We start from the raw sequence: 20,447 nt of genomic DNA on the forward strand, positions 1-20,447 counted from the left end.
AGAGATCTGCATTTATGCCTCGCCAATTCAATGATATGGGCTTGGATGTGTTGACGGCTGTTGAGGTTGGAAGTTCCAAAATTAGTTGTTTTGTAGTCCAGACAGGTAATCTGTACACAGGTAAGCGCGATGATAATGCACGGGTGATTGGCATTGGGCATCACTTATCTCCTGGTGTGAAAGGCGGTAGCATTATTGATATGAAGGCTACGGAAAGTGCTATTCGAGCCAGTGTGGAAGCTGCCGAGCGGATGGCTAAAGTTACGGTGCACGATGTCGTGGTCAATGTGTCGTGCGGGCGACCAAGAAGCGAATTGATACGGGTGCGCACGCCAGTACGGGGGCAGATTGGGGGGTCAGACATAAAGGAGGTGCTTAATGAAGTGCGTACTTATCAGTCAGCCCCTGATCGCACTGTAATTCACACTGTGCCGTGTGATTTTGTTGTTGGGGGCTGTGGCGGCATTCGTGATCCTCGTGGCATGGTAGCGGCTGAGTTGGCAGGCACTGTTCATGTTGTGAGTGTTGAAAGTGCAGCGTTGTCTAATTTAATTGCTTGCGTTGAGCGGTGTCATCTGGAGGTTTTCGGCTTAACACTATCCTCTTATGCCTCTGGTTTATCTTGTTTGACGGATGATGAAAAAGAGTTAGGTGTCATTTGTGTTGATTTAGGGGGTGGGACGACGTCATTAGGGATTTTCTATGGAGGGGCTTTTGTCCATTGCGATATTATTCCGGTGGGAGGCAGTCATATTACTAATGATATTGCCTATGGGTTGTCTACAACGATTACTCATGCGGAACGGATAAAGGTTCTTTATGGCTGCGTGCTGACAGATGTGGATGACAATCGGGATATTGTTGATTTTCTAACTGTCAGTGATGAACAGGAGGGAGATGCGGAGCGCATCCCTCGTTCAGTGTTAACCGGCATCATTAGGCCGCGGGTTAAAGAAATTTTGGAGATTGTGCGTGACCGTATCAAGACTAGTGGATTTTCTCATCTAACCAGTAAGCAGATTGTGTTGACAGGCGGAGGTAGCCAATTACTTGGCCTGCGCAATTTGGCTACACAGATTCTTGGTTGTCAGGTACGTATTGGCAGGCCGATGGGGGTTGAGGGTTTAGCAGACGCTACCGAAGGACCGGCTTTTTCGGCTTGTGTGGGTCTTTTGTCCTACGCCCGACAGGTGGGGGGGTATAGCGATAGTATTTCAGCGTTTGGGTATCCAAGCGCGGGATTGCGGGGGCAATTTGCCCATATTAGTCAATGGCTAAAGGAAAATTTTTGAAATCGCCTATAGGGGGCGATGATGCAGATGAAGATAAGTATACACATAAACAAGGAGTAGAAAAATGAGTATTAATCTATCTTTTCCGAAAGCATCGGAAGTGAAGCCTCGGATAACCGTTTTTGGTGTTGGAGGTGCTGGCGGTAACGCTGTCAATAACATGATTGCCAGCAGTTTGCAGGGTGTTGATTTTGTTGTCGGTAATACAGATGCTCAAGCTCTTTCCTATAGCACCGCTGAAAGATGCATACAGATTGGGGCTTCTGTAACAGATGGTCTTGGGGCGGGTTCACGCCCAGAGATTGGAAGTGCAGCTGCAGAAGAATCTCTGGCTGAAATCCAAAGTGTCTTTCAAGGGGCACATATGGTTTTTGTTACCGCTGGTATGGGTGGCGGCACAGGCACGGGAGCTGCACCTGTTATCGCGCGAGCAGCACGGGAGCAAAACATTCTTACGGTTGGCGTTGTTACTAAACCGTTTCAGTTTGAAGGTAAACGGCGGTTAGATATTGCTGAAGCAGGTATTATTGAGATGCAGCAATATGTGGATACGCTAATTATTATCCCGAACCAGAATCTGTTTCGTCTTGCAACAGAAAAGACCACCTTTGCTGATGCTTTTGCTATGGCTGATGAGGTGTTGCATTCAGGTGTTGCGGGGATTACGGATTTGATGGTGCGTCCAGGTCACATCAATCTGGATTTCGCTGATGTTCGCTCTGTAATGAACGAGATGGGCAAGGCCATGATGGGAACAGGTGAAGCGGCTGGTGACAATCGGGCGGTTACAGCGGCGGAAATGGCTATTTCTAATCCACTTCTAGATGAAGTCTCCATGAAGGGCGCACGTGGCCTATTGATTAATATAACCGGTAATAGGGACATGACACTCTATGAGGTAGATGAAGCAGCTAATCGTATCCGTGAAGAGGTGGATGAAACTGCCAACATTATCATTGGCTCAACCTTTGATGATGCGTTGGAGGGCGTCATACGTATCTCGGTGGTAGCCACAGGCATTACGCCAGAGGAGATGCGTGAGGGAGCATCATCATCGGCGTACTCACATAGGCCCGTTGCATTGCATGGAGTGGGGGGACGTTCTCCAACCTCTCCGGCCCCTTCACCGCAGCCCCCTGCACATAAACCACAGGGAACGTCTTGTATTTCGGGTTATCCCGCACCGGACGTAGCGTCTGGCGTTATTGTTCGCCCACCATCTCCTCCACCTCCGCCGCCATCGCTAGCACCACCATCGCTACCAATTGTAACGGTAAGTGGTAACGCACAAGCACTGTCTGCTAGTATGGCTGAGGTGAATGAGCTTGATGTGAAAGAAGGGGCTGTAACAGCAGGGCCTCAGGGTGATGCTGAGACGATAGCACCCTTTTTAGGGTATGGTCATCAACACGAGGAGATCGAGAGTGAGGTAGGGTCCGCTCCTGTTTTTAAAGCTTCTAAGCAGAAAGGGCCAGATGCAGAGGCTGAAACAGCCTCCGTAGAGAGTGCAACGCCGATAGGGTTAGTGGAGGATGAAAGTGTTATTGATGCTGGCGAACTCTCTACGTTACCAGAGTCCTGTGCGCCAGAATCATCAATGCAAGAAGTGGCTATGGCAGAGTCAAAAGCAACCATAGAGGAAAATATAACACCTCATTCGCTAACTCACATGATGTCTCCAGAGGCAGCTGGCCGTAAATGGGGTTTGTTGGAGAGGTTTGCTAATGCACGACGGGGGTGGCAAAAGCCATCGCCAGAGCTGGCGTCTGGGCAAGTCAGAGAGAGTGTACCTCCAGAAATGCCAGAAGCGACAGAGATAGCACCGATCGTGAAGCCTTTCGCTATCGGAGACAACAGAGAAAGCAAGAGTAATGATCATAGTGATATGGAGACTGCTCCGCCTTCGTCCTTTGACTATCCTCGTTTGGATGAGGAACATCTTGAAATACCGGCTTTTTTGCGGCGTCCAGTGAGCTAAGAAACAGGTCAGGCAGGGGATTTTTATTTACCCTCCGTCAGCTGTATTCTTTTTTGCAATAAAAGGTAGGAAAGAGTGATTAGATATTTTTCCATATTTTTATTAACTTTTAACATCAAAGGGGATTTTTTAACCACGATCTATGTAGCGCAACCAAGTGTAGCGTAGGTAGGAGTTGTTAAGCCAAATATTATGCAAACAGAATCCATAAACGTTAATGCGTCATGTCAAACCAGCTTGGAGGCCAGTGTTCAGTGCGCTGGCGTGGGCCTTCACAGTGGCGTGTCTGTGGTGATGACGATACACCCCAAGCCCGCAGGAACAGGTATCATATTTCGTCGCACAGATATATCCACCGATGATAATATCATTCCTGCTCGATATGACTGGGTGAGTGACACTCGGTTGTGCACTGTCCTTACCAATGAAGCGGGCGTGAGTGTAGGTACGGTTGAGCATTTAATGGCTGCACTTGCCGGATGCGGTGTGGATAACGTTTGTGTTGATATTGACGGGCCTGAGGTGCCTATCATGGATGGTAGTGCGGCTCCTTTTGTTGAGATGATAGAGCGAGCAGGCGTGGCTATTTTAGAAGATCTGCGTCAGTTCATCCGAATTTTGGAACCGATTGTAGTTGAAAAGGGTGCAACAAAGGTAGGACTGTATCCTCATGAGGGGTGTGTCTTTGAATGCGAGATTGATTTCTCTACGCCAGTTATAGGACATCAGAAGGCACGCTCTTCTATTGAAGACGAGACGTTTATTCGCGATGTTCTAGCCTCGCGCACTTTTGGTTTTCTTGAGGATTTAGAGGCCATGAAAGAGGCGGGCTTAGTTAGAGGAGGCTCTCTGGACAATGCTATCGTCATCAGTGGTGGCCATGTCTTGAACACTGATGGGTTGCGCCATAGCCATGAGTTTGTTCATCACAAACTTTTAGATGCGATGGGAGATCTCTTCCTTGCGGCTATGCGTATTCAGGGATTGTATCGGGGGATACGTCCAGGACACGCTGCCAATAATGCGCTGTTGCGGGCTTTGTTTATGCGTCCTGAAGCGTGGGATATAGCACCAATGCTGGCTTCTACCACTGATGTTGAAGTTAGGGGTAAACGTATACAGGGTCTACCTTCTGTTGCCGCTTGAACATTCACCTGTCATTTGCGTTGAATTCGGGGCAACATTGATACTGGTATTTGAAGCCTATTTGGGGTACGATTATAGAATCCCCAGTGGGGCTTTCTGAGACAGTAAAATTGGCCTTGCGTAGCCGAGATTTATGACGGAGTCTAATATGCCTACCCTTAACAGGGAGAACCTCCCGATACGATCAGTGATGATTTTTATGCTGGTTACAGTTCTTCTTTTTTTAGGGGCCTGCGCGTCCGATGATGGTGATTATGATGAGCGTCCTGTAGGAGAAATATACAACACCGCGTGGGAGGCTCTTAAAGAGGGTAAACTTATAAAAGCGGCTCAAGAGTTTGATGAAGTTGAGCGACAGCATCCCTATTCTGTCTGGGCGGGGCGTGCCATGATTATGGCAGCTTATGCCCATTACAAACAAAATGCCTACGATGAAACTATTATAGCGGCGCAGCGTTATATATCTCTTTTTCCTGGCAATGAGGCGGCGGCTTATGCTCACTATCTCATCGCTTTGAGTCACTATGAACAGATTTCCGATGTAGAGCGTGATCAAAAATCAACGGAACAGGCACTTGTAGCTCTTCAAGAAATTGTGCGGCGCTATCCACAAAGCGAATATGCGCAAGATGCACGGTTTAAAATTGACCTAACCTTTGACCATTTAGCGGGTAAAGAGATGGCGGTGGGCCGCGAATATCAGAAAAAGAACTCTTATGTAGCGGCCATAGGGCGATTCAGTAATGTTATCAATCGCTACCAGACAACGTCTCATGCGGCGGAAGCGCTACACCGGTTGACAGAATCTTATATGGCTCTTGGGGTTCTTGATGAGGCTCGAGCAGTAGCGGCAGTGTTGGGACATAACTATCCTGACAGTGAGTGGTATCAGGATAGTTATAATCTGTTGGTTGAGAAAGGTGTTAGTCTGGAAGCCTTTGCCAACGAGCAATCCTTGAACCCATCGTCTCAAGATAGAAAACCCTCAGCATCAGAAGATTCTTGAACTTAGGCGAGGCTTAGCTATGCTGGCCAGCTTGTTCATACGCGATATTGTACTAATAGATAGTCTCAACTTGGGCCTTGGGCGGGGATTATGTGCTCTGACAGGAGAAACTGGTGCAGGTAAATCTATCCTGCTAGATGCGTTAGGGCTTGCTCTTGGGGGTCGTGCTGATTCTGGCTTAGTACGGATGGGTGCTAAACAAGGCTCTGTGACAGCTTCTTTTGAAGTTTTTCCTGACCACCCTGCTTGTAGGCTATTGCGTGAGAGGGACATGGAGTGTGAGGGGGTTCTTGTTTTGCGGCGTACGCAAACAGGTGATGGTCGCACTCGTGCCTTTGTGAATGATCAGCCTGTGAGCGTCTCTTTATTACGGCTACTGGGAGCACTGTTAGTTGAAGTGCATGGCCAGTATGACACGTTAAGTTTGCTTGATGAGGCATCTCAGCGTCGTATGTTGGATGCCTATGGCGAGTATGTGCCGCTTTTGGAGGAAGTGCGTGTTGCTTATGAAGCGCGTTATGAGGCGCGGGTGGCGTTGGAGGCTTATGAGGCGGAGGCCTCGCATTTAACTGGTGAGGTGGATTATCTTGAGCATAGTGTTAATGAATTGACAGCTCTCAATCCTAAAGTTGGTGAAGAAAAAGAACTGGCGGGGACAAGAGAGTTTTTAAGACAGGGGGCTGCCGTTACATCTTTTCTGTCGCAAGCCCTTGATATTCTCGGGCAGGATAACAATCTTGAGAATAGCCTTGGGTCTGTGGTGCGCCATCTGGAGCGGTTGGTGCCAGAAGGAGGTGGTCAGTTAAACGAGATTATAGAGACTCTGGATAAACTCTTAGCCGAGATGGAGGATGCCCGTCATGTAGTAACCGCTATTGTAGAGCGGTTGGCAGACAAGTCCTCGGAGTTAGAAGAGGTAGAACAACGCTTATTTGCGTTACGGGAGGCAGGTCGCAAATATAATATACAACCAGATGAGTTAGCAGACCTTTTGGAGAAATTTCAAACCCGGTTGCGCTCGACTGAGGTTCAAGTTGATAGAGGTTGTGAGTTGGCGGCCTGTCTAGATAAAGCTGTTGCCGCCTATACTCAATCTGCGGAGGTTTTGTCAAAAGCGCGGATTAAGGTGGCGGGAAGGTTAGACAAGGAGGTCTGTCAGGAGTTTGAACCTTTGAAATTAGGCGGTGCTATATTTGTGACTCGTGTTGAGCGTCCTGAAAATTTGGACGAAACACGTGACGGTGGTGTTGAAGGCTGGGATAGAGTATACTTTGAAGTAGCCCCCAATACTGATTTATCTCTCGGGCCATTGAATCGTATTGCCTCAGGAGGTGAATTATCGCGCTTTATGCTGGCACTGAAAGTGACGCTAGCTAATCGGGGTGTGATGCCAGTTATGGTGTTTGATGAAATTGACCAAGGCATTGGTGGTGCTGTTGCAGATGCCGTAGGTCAGCGTTTAGCGCGCCTTGCACAGAAAACTCAGGTGCTGGTGGTCACTCATGCTCCACAGGTGGCGGCACGAGCGGATAAACATTTTTCTATTTCTAAGGAGCAGAATGATATGACTCTCACCTCGGTGCGGGTGGTATGTCTTTCGGAAGATGATCGTTTAGAAGAAATCGCTCGTATGTTGGCAGGGGCGCGAGTTACCGAGGAGGCTCGTGCTGCTGCCAAACGCCTGTTGAAAGAAAGGCTTTCGTAATAATTACTATGGTGCAAAAACGGGCAGAAAATTGGATTTCTGTAGACACCCTAGATGAGACAGGGGCAGCACAAGAGCTTGAACGCTTAGCGCGGGAGATTGCAGCACATGATGTACTCTACTATCAAGAAGATGCACCTGTAATCTCGGACGCCGCCTATGACGCCTTGCGCCGCCGCAATGAGATTCTGGAGGCAAAGTTTCCTGACCTTGTCAGGCCTGACAGTCCAAGTTTGCGGGTAGGGGCGACTCCTATTGAGGGGTTTGGTAAGGTTTCGCATGAAGTTGCGATGCTGTCACTGGATAATGTTTTTGATGAAGACGGTATGGCAGCCTTTATTGACCGTGTGCGTCGTTTTATGGGATTTCCTGAAGAGAAGGTGGTGGAGGTTGCCGCTGAGCCTAAAATTGATGGATTATCAGCGTCTTTGCGGTATGAGGCGGGGGTGTTTATTTTAGGGGCAACACGGGGTGATGGTCAGGTAGGGGAGAATATTACTGCTAATTTGCGCACGGTAAAAACAATACCCGAACGTCTTGAGGGCGAAAGCGTGCCTGATGTGGTAGAGGTGCGGGGTGAGGTTTATATGGGGCGGGCAGATTTCGAGAGACTTAATGCCGAACGGGAAAAAGAAGGCGAGGATCTTTTTGCTAATCTCCGAAATGCAGCGGCAGGGTCTTTAAGGCAGTTGGACTCAAGTATTACGGCGCGGCGTCCTTTGGGGTTTTTTGCTTATGGGCTAGGGGAGATCAGTGAAGTGCTCTGGCAAAGCCAGCAAGAGATTCAAGACAGTTTGCGCGGTTGGGGGTTTGTAACGCCTCCCTATAGTCGGTTATGTAGTGGAATGAAGGATATGTCGGGGCTTTATGATGAGTTGAGGGTAGCACGTCCCGATTTAGATTTCGATATTGACGGGATTGTCTACAAAGTCAATTGCTTGGATTGGCAAATCCGTCTAGGCACAGTTTCTCGTGCGCCCCGTTGGGCGGTGGCCCGCAAGTTTCCGGCAGAGCAATCTATAACTATACTGAAGTCTATTGATATACAAGTAGGGCGAACAGGAACTCTAACGCCAGTTGCCAAACTGGAACCTGTCAATGTAAGCGGTGTTATAGTATCTAATGCCACTCTTCATAATGAAGATGAAATAACCCGCAAAGATATCCGTGTGGGTGACAAGGTTGTTATCCAACGTGCCGGTGATGTCATACCACAGGTGGTAGAGGTATTAAAGGATAAGCGTCGCGGAAAAACGCGGCGGTTTGCGTTTCCAGAATGCTGTCCCGTCTGTGACAGTAGAGCAGTGCGGGAGGAAGATGAAACAGGCGTTCTTGGGGCAGTTCGCCGATGTGAGGGAGGGCTGGTGTGTCCGGCGCAAGCCGAGGCACGGTTGAGGCATTTCGTTTCTCGCAATGCTTTTGATATAGAGGGCTTGGGAAACAAACAGATTGCTGCTTTTTTCAAAGATGGTTTGATAAAGCGCCCAGATGATATTTTTACACTTGTTGCTCATGATGAAAAGAGCAAAGCAAAGTTTGCCAGCCGTGAGGGATGGGGGGAGTTGTCTGTTAGTAATTTATTTGTTGCTATTGAGGCACGACGTAAAATCTCTCTGGAACGATTTTTGTTTGCTTTGGGTATTCGTCACATAGGAGAGATGATGGCGCGCCGGATAGCACGTCACTTTGGTAGCCTTGAGGCATTGGAGGCAGTGATGGATGCTATTGTGGGAAGTTTTAACAAGAAAACTGGGGAGGCATGGGAGCGGTTGATGTCCATTGAGGGTATTGGAGAAAGAGTCGCTCGTGCGGTAGTAGTTTTTTTTGAAGAGGCACACAATCGAGATGTCTTGAAAGGTCTGAAGGAAGCCGGTGTTATGCCACAGACGGTAGCAAAAGTTGAAAGCGATGCTACCTCGCCCTTAGCAGGTCAAACGATTGTTTTTACTGGCGCTTTGGAACACCAGACACGTCTAGAAGCCAAGGTTTGTGCTGAGATGTTGGGGGCCGAGGTATCCAGTGCTGTCTCTAAGCGCATTGATATTGTGGTTGCTGGAGAGGGTAGCGGCTCAAAACGTAAAAAGGCGCAAGAGCTAGGACTTCGCATCATTGACGAAGCAAAGTGGATAGCTTTGTCTCAAAGAACATAATTATCGGGAGATACACTTATGAAATTGTATATGGTTTCATTAGCCCCCAACCCACCAGGTGCTTTTGGAAGGTGATGTTGTGACACGTCATAAGATGTGAGATTTAGAGTGTATTGTTGAGATGCGGCGGTTAATCCTATAGGGGCTTATGCCCATATTAAAGCCCGCCTCTTGGATTTCCTCCTGACCCTGTTAGTTCTGCTGAAATTAAAAAGCAGACATAAATACCTCTTGATTATCTTGAGGGGTTGCTGGCTGACTGTAGGACATGCATAGGGGGCGATAGAGTGTGCATGGTTGACTTTATGCTTCAGATTGGCTTGCAATTCGTACGTTACATTGGGGCGGATATACCTCTAGACCTCAGCCTTGTGAATAGGATGAATACTATCGTGCTCTCCCCGTTTCTCAAACTGTTTTGCGCTGGTAGATATAAAACGCTACAAAGCGCGGGTGGCATGCTCTAGCCAGAGGCGAGTTTTGTCATCTACCAAGGGAGATATCTCATCACGCACACGGGCATGATAGGTATTAAGCCACGCCAGCTCATCGCTCAAGAGTTGTGTTTTTACAACCAGTGATAAGTCAATGGGTGCAAGGGTTAAGATTTCAAATCCCAACATGAGTTGCTCACCGCCATCAAGCTTTTGGGGTGCTTGCACTACCAATAAATTTTCAATCCGGATACCATAGTCTCCTGCTTTGTAATAGCCGGGCTCATTGGATAAAATCATGCCAGATTGAAGCGCAACAGAGTCCATATTGCTACTAATACGTTGTGGCCCTTCATGGACTGATAGATAACTGCCAACGCCGTGTCCTGTGCCATGGCCAAAATCCAACCCCGCCTGCCATAAAGGTAAACGTGCTAGTGCATCTAATTGTGCGCCGGTGGTCTTATCGGGAAACCGAGCTCTGGCCAGTGCAATGTGTCCTTTGAGGATCCGTGTAAAGCGGTCTTTTTGTTCATCAGTAGGCGTACCAATTGCAACAGTGCGAGTGACATCGGTAGTACCATCGGCATATTGCGCACCTGAGTCCACCAGATACAGCATATCCGACTCAATAGGGCGGTTGGTCTTTTCTGTCACTTGATAATGCACAATAGCTCCATGAGAACCAGCACCAGATATAGTGTCAAAACTAAGGTCCTTAAGAGCACCACTTTTGGCGCGAGCCTCTTCAAGAAAGTGAGCCGCGCTAATTTCGTCTACTCCGCCTTGGGGAGCTTGTTCCTCCAACCAGCACAGAAAAACCGCCAGCGCTACCCCATCTCTTTTGTGGGCGGCACGCGCACCAGATATTTCTGTTGGGTTCTTGCAGGCTTTGGGTAACAGGCAAGGGTCGAGTCCGTGAATGCTATCAGCACCGGCATCTTTCAATCGTTGCGCTAACAAATCGGCAGTAGAGGTGGGGTCAAGATGCACGCGGCCTCCTTTGGCTCCTATAGATTCCAGTGCAGGAAATAAATCAGCGGGGGGGCACGGGCGAATGCCCTTGTCAAGGTTTGCTAAAAGCTCGTTGCCAGTTTTGTCGGGGTTAACGAACCAATCAATGCTGCTATCTGAATAAAGTAGTGCGAAGGACAACACCAAAGGTGTGTGGGGCACATCCAACCCACGCACATTAAGAAGCCATGCAATGGAATCCGGTTGGGTTAATAGGGCGGCTTGAATGTTATCTTTGATTAGAGTTGCAGCAATAGATTCGCGCTTTGAAAGGGAGTCTCTTCCCGCTAGAGCAAGGGGGTGTGCTACGGCAGGGGTGCAAGGTAAAGCTGGTCGGTCGTGCCAGAGTGCATCAATAGGGTTGTCCTCAATGGCCACAAGCGTTGCACCTACCCGTGTGCAAACCTCTCTGATGTGGTGTGCCTCATTGACAGTATGCAACCATGGGTCATAGCCAAGGGTTATGTTCTCTTCAAGGTTTTGTGCTAGCCAGCTTATCAGGGACGTTTTGGCTGTGAGACAGATTTCATAGAGGGTTTTATCTACTTGAATTCCGGCTTGCAGCACATAACGTCCATCAACAAACACGGCGGCTTTTGATCTTAATAGCACGCCACTTCCGGCTGAACCGGTAAACCCCGTAAGCCATGCTAGCCGTTCTGCGTGGGGAGGTAGATATTCATTTTGATATTCGTCAGCATGAGGCACAATAAAGCCATCAAGGGCGTAGGCCTTAAGGTGTTCTCGTAGGCTGATCGTTCGTGCAGCACTTGCGTTGGCGTCTGATGAATCCGTAAAATCCTGAAACATAATGGGCTTAAGTATGCCGCCACAAGACCACCCTGTGCAAGGGTAAAGCCCATGGTTGGATCAAGTTGTGACCTTCTCTACAAAATCCACCATGATTTTCTTAGAACCCGCCTTATCAAACTCAATAGTAAATCTGTCATCTTCAATGGAGGTTATATGGCCATAGCCAAACTTTTGATGAAAAATCCGCTCACCAGAAACAAAATCGCCTTTGCTTTTCGTTACGGAAATGGCGGAGTTTTTGCTCGCAGCACTCTGAGTATGATAGCGTTTTATCGTAGAGGGGGTAGGGGGAATATCCGCTATTATGATGTCGGTTTCTATGTGTTCTGGTGGTAGTTCATCAATAAAGCGAGAGGGAACGGTATGCACCCAGCGATTATAAACCTGCCGGTTGGCTGCAAAAGATATAAACGCCCGCTTTCTGGCGCGGGTAAGGGCTACATAGGCCAAGCGGCGTTCTTCTTCCAGCCCTTCAAGACCTGACTCATTAAGAGTGCGAGGGTGAGGAAATAATTCTTCCTCCCAGCCAGGCAGAAAAACAGCATCAAACTCAAGACCTTTAGCATTGTGAATGGTCATAAGAGATATGCGGCTTGCTACATCGCTTTGCTCAGCCTCCATCACGAGGGCTATGTGTTCTAAATAGGCCTCAAGGGTTTCAAATGGCTCCAGAGAGTGCACTAGTTCTTTGATATTATCTAGACGACCCGGGGCATCGGCTGTTTTAGCATTTTGCCACATGGTGGTATACCCCGCCTCATCTAGGACTTGTCTGGCAAACTCTGTAAGAGGTATAGTTTTGGTAACGTGACGCCATTGAGTCATCATATTCAGAAAATCGGTGAGAGAATATCGCGCCTGCGGGGTGAGGTCTTCCGTGGCTGCTAGTTTTTCTGAGGCCCCCATCAAAGAACAATTTTGCGCTTGCGCTAATTTATGAATGGTCTGTAGGGTGGTACTACCAAGCCCACGTCGCGGTAGATTGATGATTCTCTCAAAAGCTAAATCATCCGCTGGTTGATGAATAAGGCGAAAATAAGCGTTGGCATCACGGATTTCAGCACGCTCATAAAATCGAGGCCCCCCGATAACCCGATAAGGAATCCCGCGCTCCAAAAAACAATCTTCAAATTCGCGAGTTTGAAAACCAGCCCGCATCAAGATGGCCATTTCATTAAGATCATGTTGGTCTCGTTGCATGGCTTCTACATAATCAGCAATGAGGCGAGCTTCTTGCCCACCATCCATAACACTGCGTACGGAGACTTTTTCGCCTGCCCCTTGCTCCGTCCACAAGGTTTTTCCCAAGCGCGCCTTGTTGCCTGCAATCAATCCTGAGGCCGCTCCTAAGATATGCGGCGTAGAGCGGTAATTCAGTTCCAGTCGAATGATTTGAGCGTCTGGGAAATCCTTCTCAAAGCGCAAAATGTTGCCAACTTGCGCCCCACGCCAGCCATAAATTGATTGGTCATCATCCCCAACACAACAGATATTATGATGTTTGCGAGCTAACAACCTAAGCCAAAGATATTGTGCCGTGTTGGTGTCTTGATATTCATCTACCAAAATGTAGCGAAAATGCTTTTGATAAGACGTCAAAATATTTGGATAATTTTTCAATATTTCCAGTACCTCAAGAATTAAGTCACCAAAGTCAGCAGCATTGATGGTTTTAAGGCGCTGCTGATAGGCTTTATAAAGATCTATGCTCTGGCCATCAGCATAAAGGTGGGCGTCTTCTGTCGGTATTGTATCGGGTGTTAGGCCACGATTTTTCCAACCATCAATGTGAGCGGCCAACTGTCGAGCAGGCCAACGTTTTTCATCTATGTTGCTGGCCCGCACTAATTGTTTGAGTAAGCGCAGTTGATCGTCTGTGTCCAAAATGGTGAAGTTTGACTGTAATCCCGCCAATTCTGCATGACGGCGTAAAATCCGCGCTCCCATAGCATGAAAGGTGCCAAGCCACGGCATGCCTTCTACCGCTTCACCTCCCAACTGACTAATACGTTTCTTCATTTCTCTCGCAGCGCGATTAGTAAAAGTTACAGCAAAAATCTGGCTGGGCCATACCTTGCTATTCGCAAGCAACCAAGCGATACGGCTTGTCAGCACCCGCGTCTTGCCGGTACCTGCTCCTGCTAGAACCAGCGTTGGCCCATCTGGGGCCTCCACGGCAGTGCGTTGTGCCTTATTAAGGGTATCCAGCCAATTAGGAGTATTTTTTGGGGTGCTGTTGGAGAATACAGAGGGAAGGGTATCTGGCATAGGTGGGTTATCTAAGACATTCTAGATTAAGAGCACAGTGCAATGTTTTAACGATGCTCTTCAAGAGAAGTGGCGACGAGTTCATCATTAAAACGTTTCAAGGCATCATGATATGCCACAATACCAATGATTCGCCTTGATGTTTCATCTCCCGTTTCTACCTCATTGACAGGATAACTATCCAACTGTAAGCGCTCCATTAAGGTTAAGGCTCTATTTAAGCTGTCATTGGCATATAGAATCTGTCCGGTAATTTGGGGGACTTGCTGCCAGTCGGTGAGATTTCCTCTTTCGTCCGCTACTTTCATAATGTCTCCCACTAAAACCGTGTGGAGAATACGTTGATGTGGCCCGTCATTGAGAAAAATGCCTTGTCGCTCTAGCATACTGTGAAAATAGCTCTTTCCCATGATGATCCAAGTAAGGGCTGTGGCAATAGCGACGGTGAACACGAGGGCTAGGGTAAGCTGATAATCCCCCATCATCTCAAATATGATCAAACTTGTGGACAGGGGTGCTCCCAGAACAGAAGCTACCACTGCACCCATGCCGACAATAGCATAGAGTCCATGCGTGGATATAGTGTCTGGTAGGAAGAAGGCGAGCCCCAACCCAAATGCTCCACCAGTCATAGCACCAAGATAAAGAGAGGGGCTGAAGATACCACCACCCCCAAAGCGCCCGGCAAAGGTGGTGGCTGTAGAGATGATATTAACGACAATCAAAATTAGGAGAAGCATCAGGGGATACCCTTCTCTAAGGACAGCATCTGTTGCCTCGTAACCAACCCCCAATGCTTGCGGAAAGGCAATACCCATGGTACCTACCATCACTCCAGCTAGTGCTGGACGGCTCCACAAAGGGAGGGTAAATCGAATCGATATTTTTTCTGCAAAACTGTCCGCCGCAAAGCAGCTTTTCATAAAAACAATTGCAATAAAAGCGCACAGCACACCAAGCAGAAAGAAGGCGGGAAATTCATAATAAGACAAGATGTAATAATCGGGGATTGTGAAAGCTAAATCATTTTCCAGCTGATTGTGGATGACAACGGTTGCTGAAAAACTGGAAATGGTAATAGGAACAAAGGCGCGTATGGCCATATGGCGCAAGATAATTTCATGGGCGAACAAAATACCTGCGATGGGAACATTGAAAGAGGCCGAAACGGCTGCTGCTACGCCGCATCCCCGTAATATTCTCCTAGCGCGTGGTGGTAGAGAAAAGCGAGTGACAAAAGCATCGGCAAGGGTAGATCCCAAATGCACCGCAGGCCTCTCGCGTCCGGCGCTAGCACCGCCTCCCAGTGAGAGTGCCGTTAAGAAAGCATTCATCAACCCGTCTTTCAGTGGGAGTTGTCTGCCTCCATGAGCATGAGAGACAATAAAGTCTGTCACGTTTAAAAAACGATGGCGTTTCATTACAAACTGTAAGCATACCCCGCCAGCAATCCGGCCATGGCTGGTCCCGCCATAATTTGCCACCAAGGTAAGGTAGAGGTGATTGAGGTCATAGTTTTCGGTAGCTCTGAGCCTGTCCAGACATATTGGGTGAAGTTGATTAACATCCGAAATAACCAGATGGCATAAGCTGTAGCAATGCCGATAATAAGGGCTAGCAACCAGATAAGAGGACGACGTTCTGTCATTAGAGTGCGCCAAGGCCCGGTAAGAGCGCTTTTTAAAAAAGCGATGATTTGCTTTAAAAAATCCATCAGTTCAATGTAGTTTTTTGTGACCCAAACCAATACTACGACCCGCTTGGGGGGATGCGTGAGGGTATGGACTCTCTGCTTAATCCGCAGGGCTAATCATATCTTGTGGATTAACAAGTCGGTCAAAATCTTCCGCCGTCACATAACCCAGACGTAAGGCCTCACCCCGCAAAGTAGTTCCATTCTTGTGGGCTGATTTAGCAATTTCCGTTGCCTTGTCGTAGCCAATATGCGGGGCTAGGGACGTCACCAACATCAAGGAGCGCTCCATAAGGGATTTAATATGGGCTTTGTTAGGCTCTATGCCGACAATGCAATTATCTGTAAAACTAACGACAGCGTCACCCAACAGGCGGATGGATTGTAGCAAATTATATATCAAGACCGGTTTGAAAACATTTAGTTCAAAATGTCCCTGACTACCTGCCATCGTAATGGCGGTGTGGTTTCCCATAACTTGCACGCAAACCATGGTCATGGCCTCGCATTGGGTAGGATTAACCTTGCCGGGCATGATAGAAGAGCCAGGTTCATTTTCCGGCAGAGATAATTCGCCAAGACCAGAACGAGGGCCAGAGCCCAGCAAGCGAATATCGTTGGCGATTTTGAACAGCCCAACCGCAATCGTATTAAGAACGCCGGAGGCCTCCACGATAGCATCGTGGGCTGCAAGGGCTTCAAACTTATTGTTAGCGGTTTTGAACTCTAGGTTAGTTATGCGGGATACTTCTGCGGCAAAGGCTATGTCAAAGCCTTTCTTGCTATTGAGGCCTGTACCTATGGCCGTACCACCCTGAGCTAAATGACGTAGACGGGGCAACGCATCCTCTAGGCGTTCTATAGCGTATTGAACCTGTGCGACGTAGCCGGAAAACTCCTGACCAAGGGTGAGAGGTGTTGCATCTTGCAGGTGGGTGCGTCCGATTTTGATTAAGCTCATCCAGTCGTGCGACTTAGCTCTGAGAGCTTTCAACAAATGCTGTAGATTGGGTATCAGCTGGCGAGTAATCTGCTCTACGGTGGCGATGTGCATGGCGGTTGGAAAGGTATCGTTGGAGGATTGCCCTTTATTGACGTGGTCGTTGGGGTGTACGGGATCTTTGGAGCCTTTTTCGCCGCCGAGTATTTCAATGGCGTAGTTGGCGATGACTTCATTGGCGTTCATGTTGGATTGAGTACCGGAACCTGTCTGCCAGACTGCCAGAGGAAAATGATTGTCAAGAGCGCCATCTGATACTTGTTGTGCAGCTTTGATAATTGCCCTACCTATTTTTTCATCTAGAATGCCTTGAGACATATTCACTTGTGCAGCGGCTTGTTTAATAATTCCAAAGGCGCGTATTAGGGGGGGTGGCATGGTTTCACCGCCGATTCTGAAATTGCTGAGAGAGCGTTGGGTTTGAGCACCCCAATATCTATCGGTGGGCACCTCAAGGGTACCGAAGGAGTCAGTTTCGGTGCGGGTGGTGGTCATGGCTAGGTTGCTCCTTGACTATTGGTCTTGATTAGGTGCTCTTTTTTTGCGGAAGCTATCAAGAGAGACAATGCGACTTTGTTCTCCTTGTTCTTCTGGGGTCTGTTCATCGTAGTTGTTGTTCTTACTATCATCTTTGTTGTCGTCACTTTCGGCTAAGTGCAAACCAAATTGAACCTCCGGGTCAGCAAAAGAGGTAATGGCCGCGAAGGAAACACTAACGGTTTCGCGAATATCGTTAAAGGATAATATTACGGAGAACTCACTCTCTCCAACGGTTAACTCTTCAAACTGATGTTGCAAGACGATGGTCATTTTTTTGGGATACCTTTCGCGTAACCTATCAGATAAAGAGATATCCGAGCGGTTGGTCTTAAAGCCAATGTAAAAGTGATGTCCGCCGGGCAGCCCTTCGCGGGCGGCAAACAACAAGGCTTCACGAACAATACTACGCATGGCTCTTTTGGTTATCTGATCGTAGCCTATAAGATCTTTGGGCGGTTTTTGATCCATGTGGTTGACCTCATGGTGAACAGCAACCAACAATAGCAGAAATACAAATCAGTACCAGAGAGTAGCGGCGGGCTTCTGTTGCCGGGTGCCCGCCTGACCCCGCCTGACCGCGCGACCGGTCAGGACGTTATTCGAAGCTGTCGCACTGCTTATGCAGCGAGACGTGCTTCCGCATAGTTGTCGTTGGCAACTATAAAGTCTGGCCCGATAACAGTGGTGCCATGCCGAGCGAAAGAGCCGCTTTTACACCCTCGTCGATCCTATCTCGCCCCCAAAAAATCAAACTGCCCATTGTGAAAGATTATGTGGATAAATGGTGGAGGCGCCGGGTACTGCCCCCGGGTCCGATGAGTTTATTATGCGATTCGTTTATCGCTATAGCTGACAGAGTCAGCCTGTTAACTATAGGGGACAGGGGTGAGAAATGCAAACACGCCCTTCTGGGATGAGTCGCAAAGAGCGAAGTGTAAAAAACCTAAAAGAGTGTGTTGAGAGAGTTAACACGACAGAGGAATGATGAGAAATTGATGGCATAAGGCAAGGTTTCGCAGATACTGTCGTTCATGCGCCAGTATCTTGAATTCATGGCTGATATTCTGGAAACTGGCGTTGATCGGACAGATTGCACTGGTACTGTGGGGCTTGAAGCGTGTTTGGACGTCTAATGCGGTTTGATCTGGCGGATAGTTCTCCTCTCCTTACAGCAAATTGTTGTGGTTTCTTCAGGGTGATACGAATGTTAGCACCTTAAATGATAATGGTGTGATTATTTGGGACGAATGGGCCGATGAGAAGGGTGATCTTGGTTTGGTTTATGGCCATCGATGGCGTTTCGTGGTCGGGACGTAATGGTGAAGCCATTGACCAAATAAGCACAGTGGTGAATAATGCAAAAAAGCAATCCGAACTTGAGGCACCTTATTGTGAGTGCTTGAAATACCGGTGACCTTGAGGATATGGCTTTACTGCCGTGTCATTGCTTGTTTCAATTTCATGTAGCGGAGGGGCCAGTTGTCCTGCCAATTGTGCCGACGCTCAGCGGGTTTTTTCTGAGAGTACTGTTTAACATAGCCTCCTACGCCTTGCTTTACGGCCATAATGGCGCTAAAGTCAGGCGAATTTATTCATACGATGGGAGATGCATACCTCTATAAGAACCATTTCACTCAAGTGCGCCAGCAGTTTTAAAGCGCACCCCCAAACCTTTGCCGGTTCTTTTTATGAATCCTACCATCAAGGATATATTCAACTTCCGTTATGAAGGTTTTTGAATTGTTTATCATAGGCACAAAATAGAAGCTTCAGAAGGGCGTTATCGTGCTATGATGGAAGCATCAGAATTTTCTGTTTTAATTCAAACTGTAGAAACAGCCAATAAGAAGATCCTGTCTTCTCATACTCCCACTCCAGTGGGGGTATAGGGGCAAAGTGTGGGGGAGTATGCGTATAGCCCTTGTGGCGGCAGTAGCTGAAAATGGCGTCATTGGTTATAAAGGGCGTCTACCGTGGCATTTGCCGGATGATTTGCGTTGGTTTCAGGAGGTGACCATGGGCAAACCTGTTATTATGGGGCGGCTTACGTGGGAGTCGATTACGGTCCGAAGCGGCAAATCTCTTAAGGGTCGCGATAATATCGTGGTGAGCAGTGGAGCGTTGACTTTGCCAGAGGGTGCTTATGGGGTACGCTCTCTTGAGGAGGCGTTGGCGCGGGCATCTAGGCTAGCTGATAGGGCAGGAGTTGACGAGGTGGTGGCCATTGGTGGTCGCCGGATTTATGAGGCCGCTTTGCCTCGCTCAGGTCGGCTTTATTTGACGGAAATTGCGGCTTCTCCTGAGGGGGATGTATATTTTCCGCCTTTTGACCGGCAAGAATGGCGGGAAATTATGCGCAAAGCGCGCCCCCTTTCAGGAGATAACAACCTGCCGTACAGTTTTGTGGTGTTAGAGCGGAAAGAGGAGAACAGAGATGGTATCGTTCTCTCCGATTGAGTTTTGTGAGGTAGCTTCAGGTCTCTTGTTTCCTGAGGGGCCGGTGGTCATGGCAGATGGCAGCATCATTTTAGTTGAGATTGCCCGTGGTACGTTGAGCAGGGCAACGCTTGATGGACGTGTTGAGGTAGTAGCCAATTTGGGTGGCGGCCCCAATGGGGCGGCCCGTGGACCAGATGGGGCCATTTATGTTTGCAACAATGGAGGTTTTGCGTGGCACGATTACGAAGGAATGTTGATTCCTGGTGATATGGCCGAGGATTATTCGGGGGGTCGTATTGAGCGTGTTGAGCTGGATACAGGTCGGGTGGATGTACTTTATACGGCGTGCAATGGGCAACCTCTGATTGGTCCGAATGACATCGTTTTTGATAAGGCCGGTGGGTTCTGGTTTACCGATTTAGGTAAGACTCATGATCGGTTGCGAGACAGGGGTGCCCTTTATTATGCCAAACCTGATGGTTCACTTATTCGAGAGTGTGTCTACCCGATGGAAATGCCCAACGGGGTAGGGTTAAGTCCTGATGAAAAGACCGTGTTTGTTGCTGAGACAATTACAGGCCGGATGTGGGGATTCCCCATTGCCGAACCCGGTCAGATTGCCGGAGAGGGACATTCGGTATTGCCCAGAAGTGATGCCTTTATTATGGGGTCTTCTATTTTACAGTTTTTTGATTCGCTAGCGGTTGATGCCGAAGGACACGTCAATGTAGCGACCATCTTCAACAGTGGCATCACACGTATATCGCAGGATGGCCAGACCATAACACATATTCCTACCGATGACAGACTGACAACAAATATCTGCTTTGGGGGCGATGATATGAAGACTGCGTATATAACATTGTCTTCTTCGGGCCGTCTTGTAGCTGCCGATTGGCCGATAGCAGGCTTGATGCTTAATTATCAAGAAGTTTGATAGAAAAAATAGAGAATCATATACATGAGTAG

14 protein-coding genes, 1 other RNA gene and 1 pseudogene are annotated in these 20,447 nt (G+C 48.2%); 9 read left to right on the top strand and 7 right to left on the bottom strand.

Annotated elements, in window-relative coordinates; translation table 11 throughout:
- Positions 1-14: 14 nt before the first annotated feature.
- From ftsA to ligA, 6 genes are all read left to right on the top strand, one after another.
- Entirely contained in the window at positions 15-1,292 is a 1,278-nt protein-coding gene (gene ftsA, locus V6Z81_03065; protein ID MEG9861470.1) for a cell division protein FtsA, read from the top strand.
- Between the two features lie 64 nt (positions 1,293-1,356).
- Positions 1,357-3,270, top strand: coding sequence for a cell division protein FtsZ (ftsZ, locus tag V6Z81_03070; protein ID MEG9861471.1), 1,914 nt, complete (start codon positions 1,357-1,359; stop codon positions 3,268-3,270).
- 192 nt (positions 3,271-3,462) lie between these two features.
- On the top strand, positions 3,463-4,416 hold the full coding sequence (gene lpxC, locus V6Z81_03075; GenBank protein MEG9861472.1) for a UDP-3-O-acyl-N-acetylglucosamine deacetylase: 954 nt from the start codon (positions 3,463-3,465) through the stop codon (positions 4,414-4,416).
- Positions 4,417-4,615: 199 nt separating this feature from the next.
- Positions 4,616-5,422 carry an outer membrane protein assembly factor BamD gene (locus V6Z81_03080; protein MEG9861473.1) on the top strand — a complete coding sequence of 269 codons (807 nt, stop codon included), beginning with the start codon at positions 4,616-4,618 and terminating at the stop codon, positions 5,420-5,422.
- 19 nt (positions 5,423-5,441) lie between these two features.
- The gene (gene recN / locus V6Z81_03085) at positions 5,442-7,127 is read left to right on the top strand and encodes a DNA repair protein RecN (GenBank protein MEG9861474.1); all 1,686 of its coding nucleotides are present in this window, start codon (positions 5,442-5,444) and stop codon (positions 7,125-7,127) included.
- An 8-nt stretch (positions 7,128-7,135) separates the two neighbouring features.
- Entirely contained in the window at positions 7,136-9,277 is a 2,142-nt protein-coding gene (gene ligA / locus V6Z81_03090; GenBank protein ID MEG9861475.1) for an NAD-dependent DNA ligase LigA, read from the top strand.
- 440 nt (positions 9,278-9,717) lie between these two features.
- On the opposite strand, the gene V6Z81_03095 is transcribed toward ligA, so the two are convergent.
- The 7 genes from V6Z81_03095 to ssrA form a co-directional block, all read right to left on the bottom strand.
- Positions 9,718-11,535: an aminopeptidase P family protein gene (locus V6Z81_03095; protein MEG9861476.1), complete on the bottom strand. Its 1,818-nt coding sequence runs from the start codon at positions 11,533-11,535 to the stop codon at positions 9,718-9,720.
- A gap of 60 nt (positions 11,536-11,595) precedes the next feature.
- The gene (locus tag V6Z81_03100) at positions 11,596-13,806 is read right to left on the bottom strand and encodes a UvrD-helicase domain-containing protein (protein MEG9861477.1); all 2,211 of its coding nucleotides are present in this window, start codon (positions 13,804-13,806) and stop codon (positions 11,596-11,598) included.
- A gap of 47 nt (positions 13,807-13,853) precedes the next feature.
- Complete coding sequence (locus tag V6Z81_03105) at positions 13,854-15,227, bottom strand: chloride channel protein (GenBank protein MEG9861478.1); 1,374 nt, start codon at positions 15,225-15,227, stop codon at positions 13,854-13,856.
- Positions 15,227-15,520 carry a hypothetical protein gene (locus V6Z81_03110; GenBank protein MEG9861479.1) on the bottom strand — a complete coding sequence of 98 codons (294 nt, stop codon included), beginning with the start codon at positions 15,518-15,520 and terminating at the stop codon, positions 15,227-15,229. Before V6Z81_03110 ends, V6Z81_03105 begins: the two co-directional genes overlap by 1 nt.
- Positions 15,521-15,599: 79 nt before the next feature.
- Complete coding sequence (gene fumC, locus V6Z81_03115; protein ID MEG9861480.1) at positions 15,600-16,994, bottom strand: class II fumarate hydratase; 1,395 nt, start codon at positions 16,992-16,994, stop codon at positions 15,600-15,602.
- Between the two features lie 18 nt (positions 16,995-17,012).
- Positions 17,013-17,507 (bottom strand): ClpXP protease specificity-enhancing factor SspB, encoded by a 495-nt coding sequence (locus V6Z81_03120; protein ID MEG9861481.1) that lies wholly within the window; start codon positions 17,505-17,507, stop codon positions 17,013-17,015.
- Between the two features lie 63 nt (positions 17,508-17,570).
- Positions 17,571-17,941, bottom strand: a transfer-messenger RNA (tmRNA) gene (gene ssrA, locus V6Z81_03125).
- Between the two features lie 129 nt (positions 17,942-18,070).
- Here ssrA and thyA point away from each other — a divergent pair.
- The 3 genes and pseudogenes from thyA (at position 18,071) to V6Z81_03140 (ending at position 20,415) form a co-directional block, all read left to right on the top strand.
- Positions 18,071-18,778: pseudogene (thyA, locus tag V6Z81_03130) on the top strand (thymidylate synthase).
- Between the two features lie 169 nt (positions 18,779-18,947).
- A complete protein-coding gene (locus V6Z81_03135) occupies positions 18,948-19,496 on the top strand; it encodes a dihydrofolate reductase (protein MEG9861482.1) in 549 nt (182 codons plus the stop codon).
- A complete protein-coding gene (locus tag V6Z81_03140) occupies positions 19,474-20,415 on the top strand; it encodes an SMP-30/gluconolactonase/LRE family protein (protein MEG9861483.1) in 942 nt (313 codons plus the stop codon). Before V6Z81_03135 ends, V6Z81_03140 begins: the two co-directional genes overlap by 23 nt.
- Positions 20,416-20,447: the final 32 nt, after the last annotated feature.

This window comes from Parvularculales bacterium (genome assembly GCA_036881865.1).
GTDB lineage: Bacteria > Pseudomonadota > Alphaproteobacteria > JAPOUT01 > JBAJNM01 > JBAJNM01.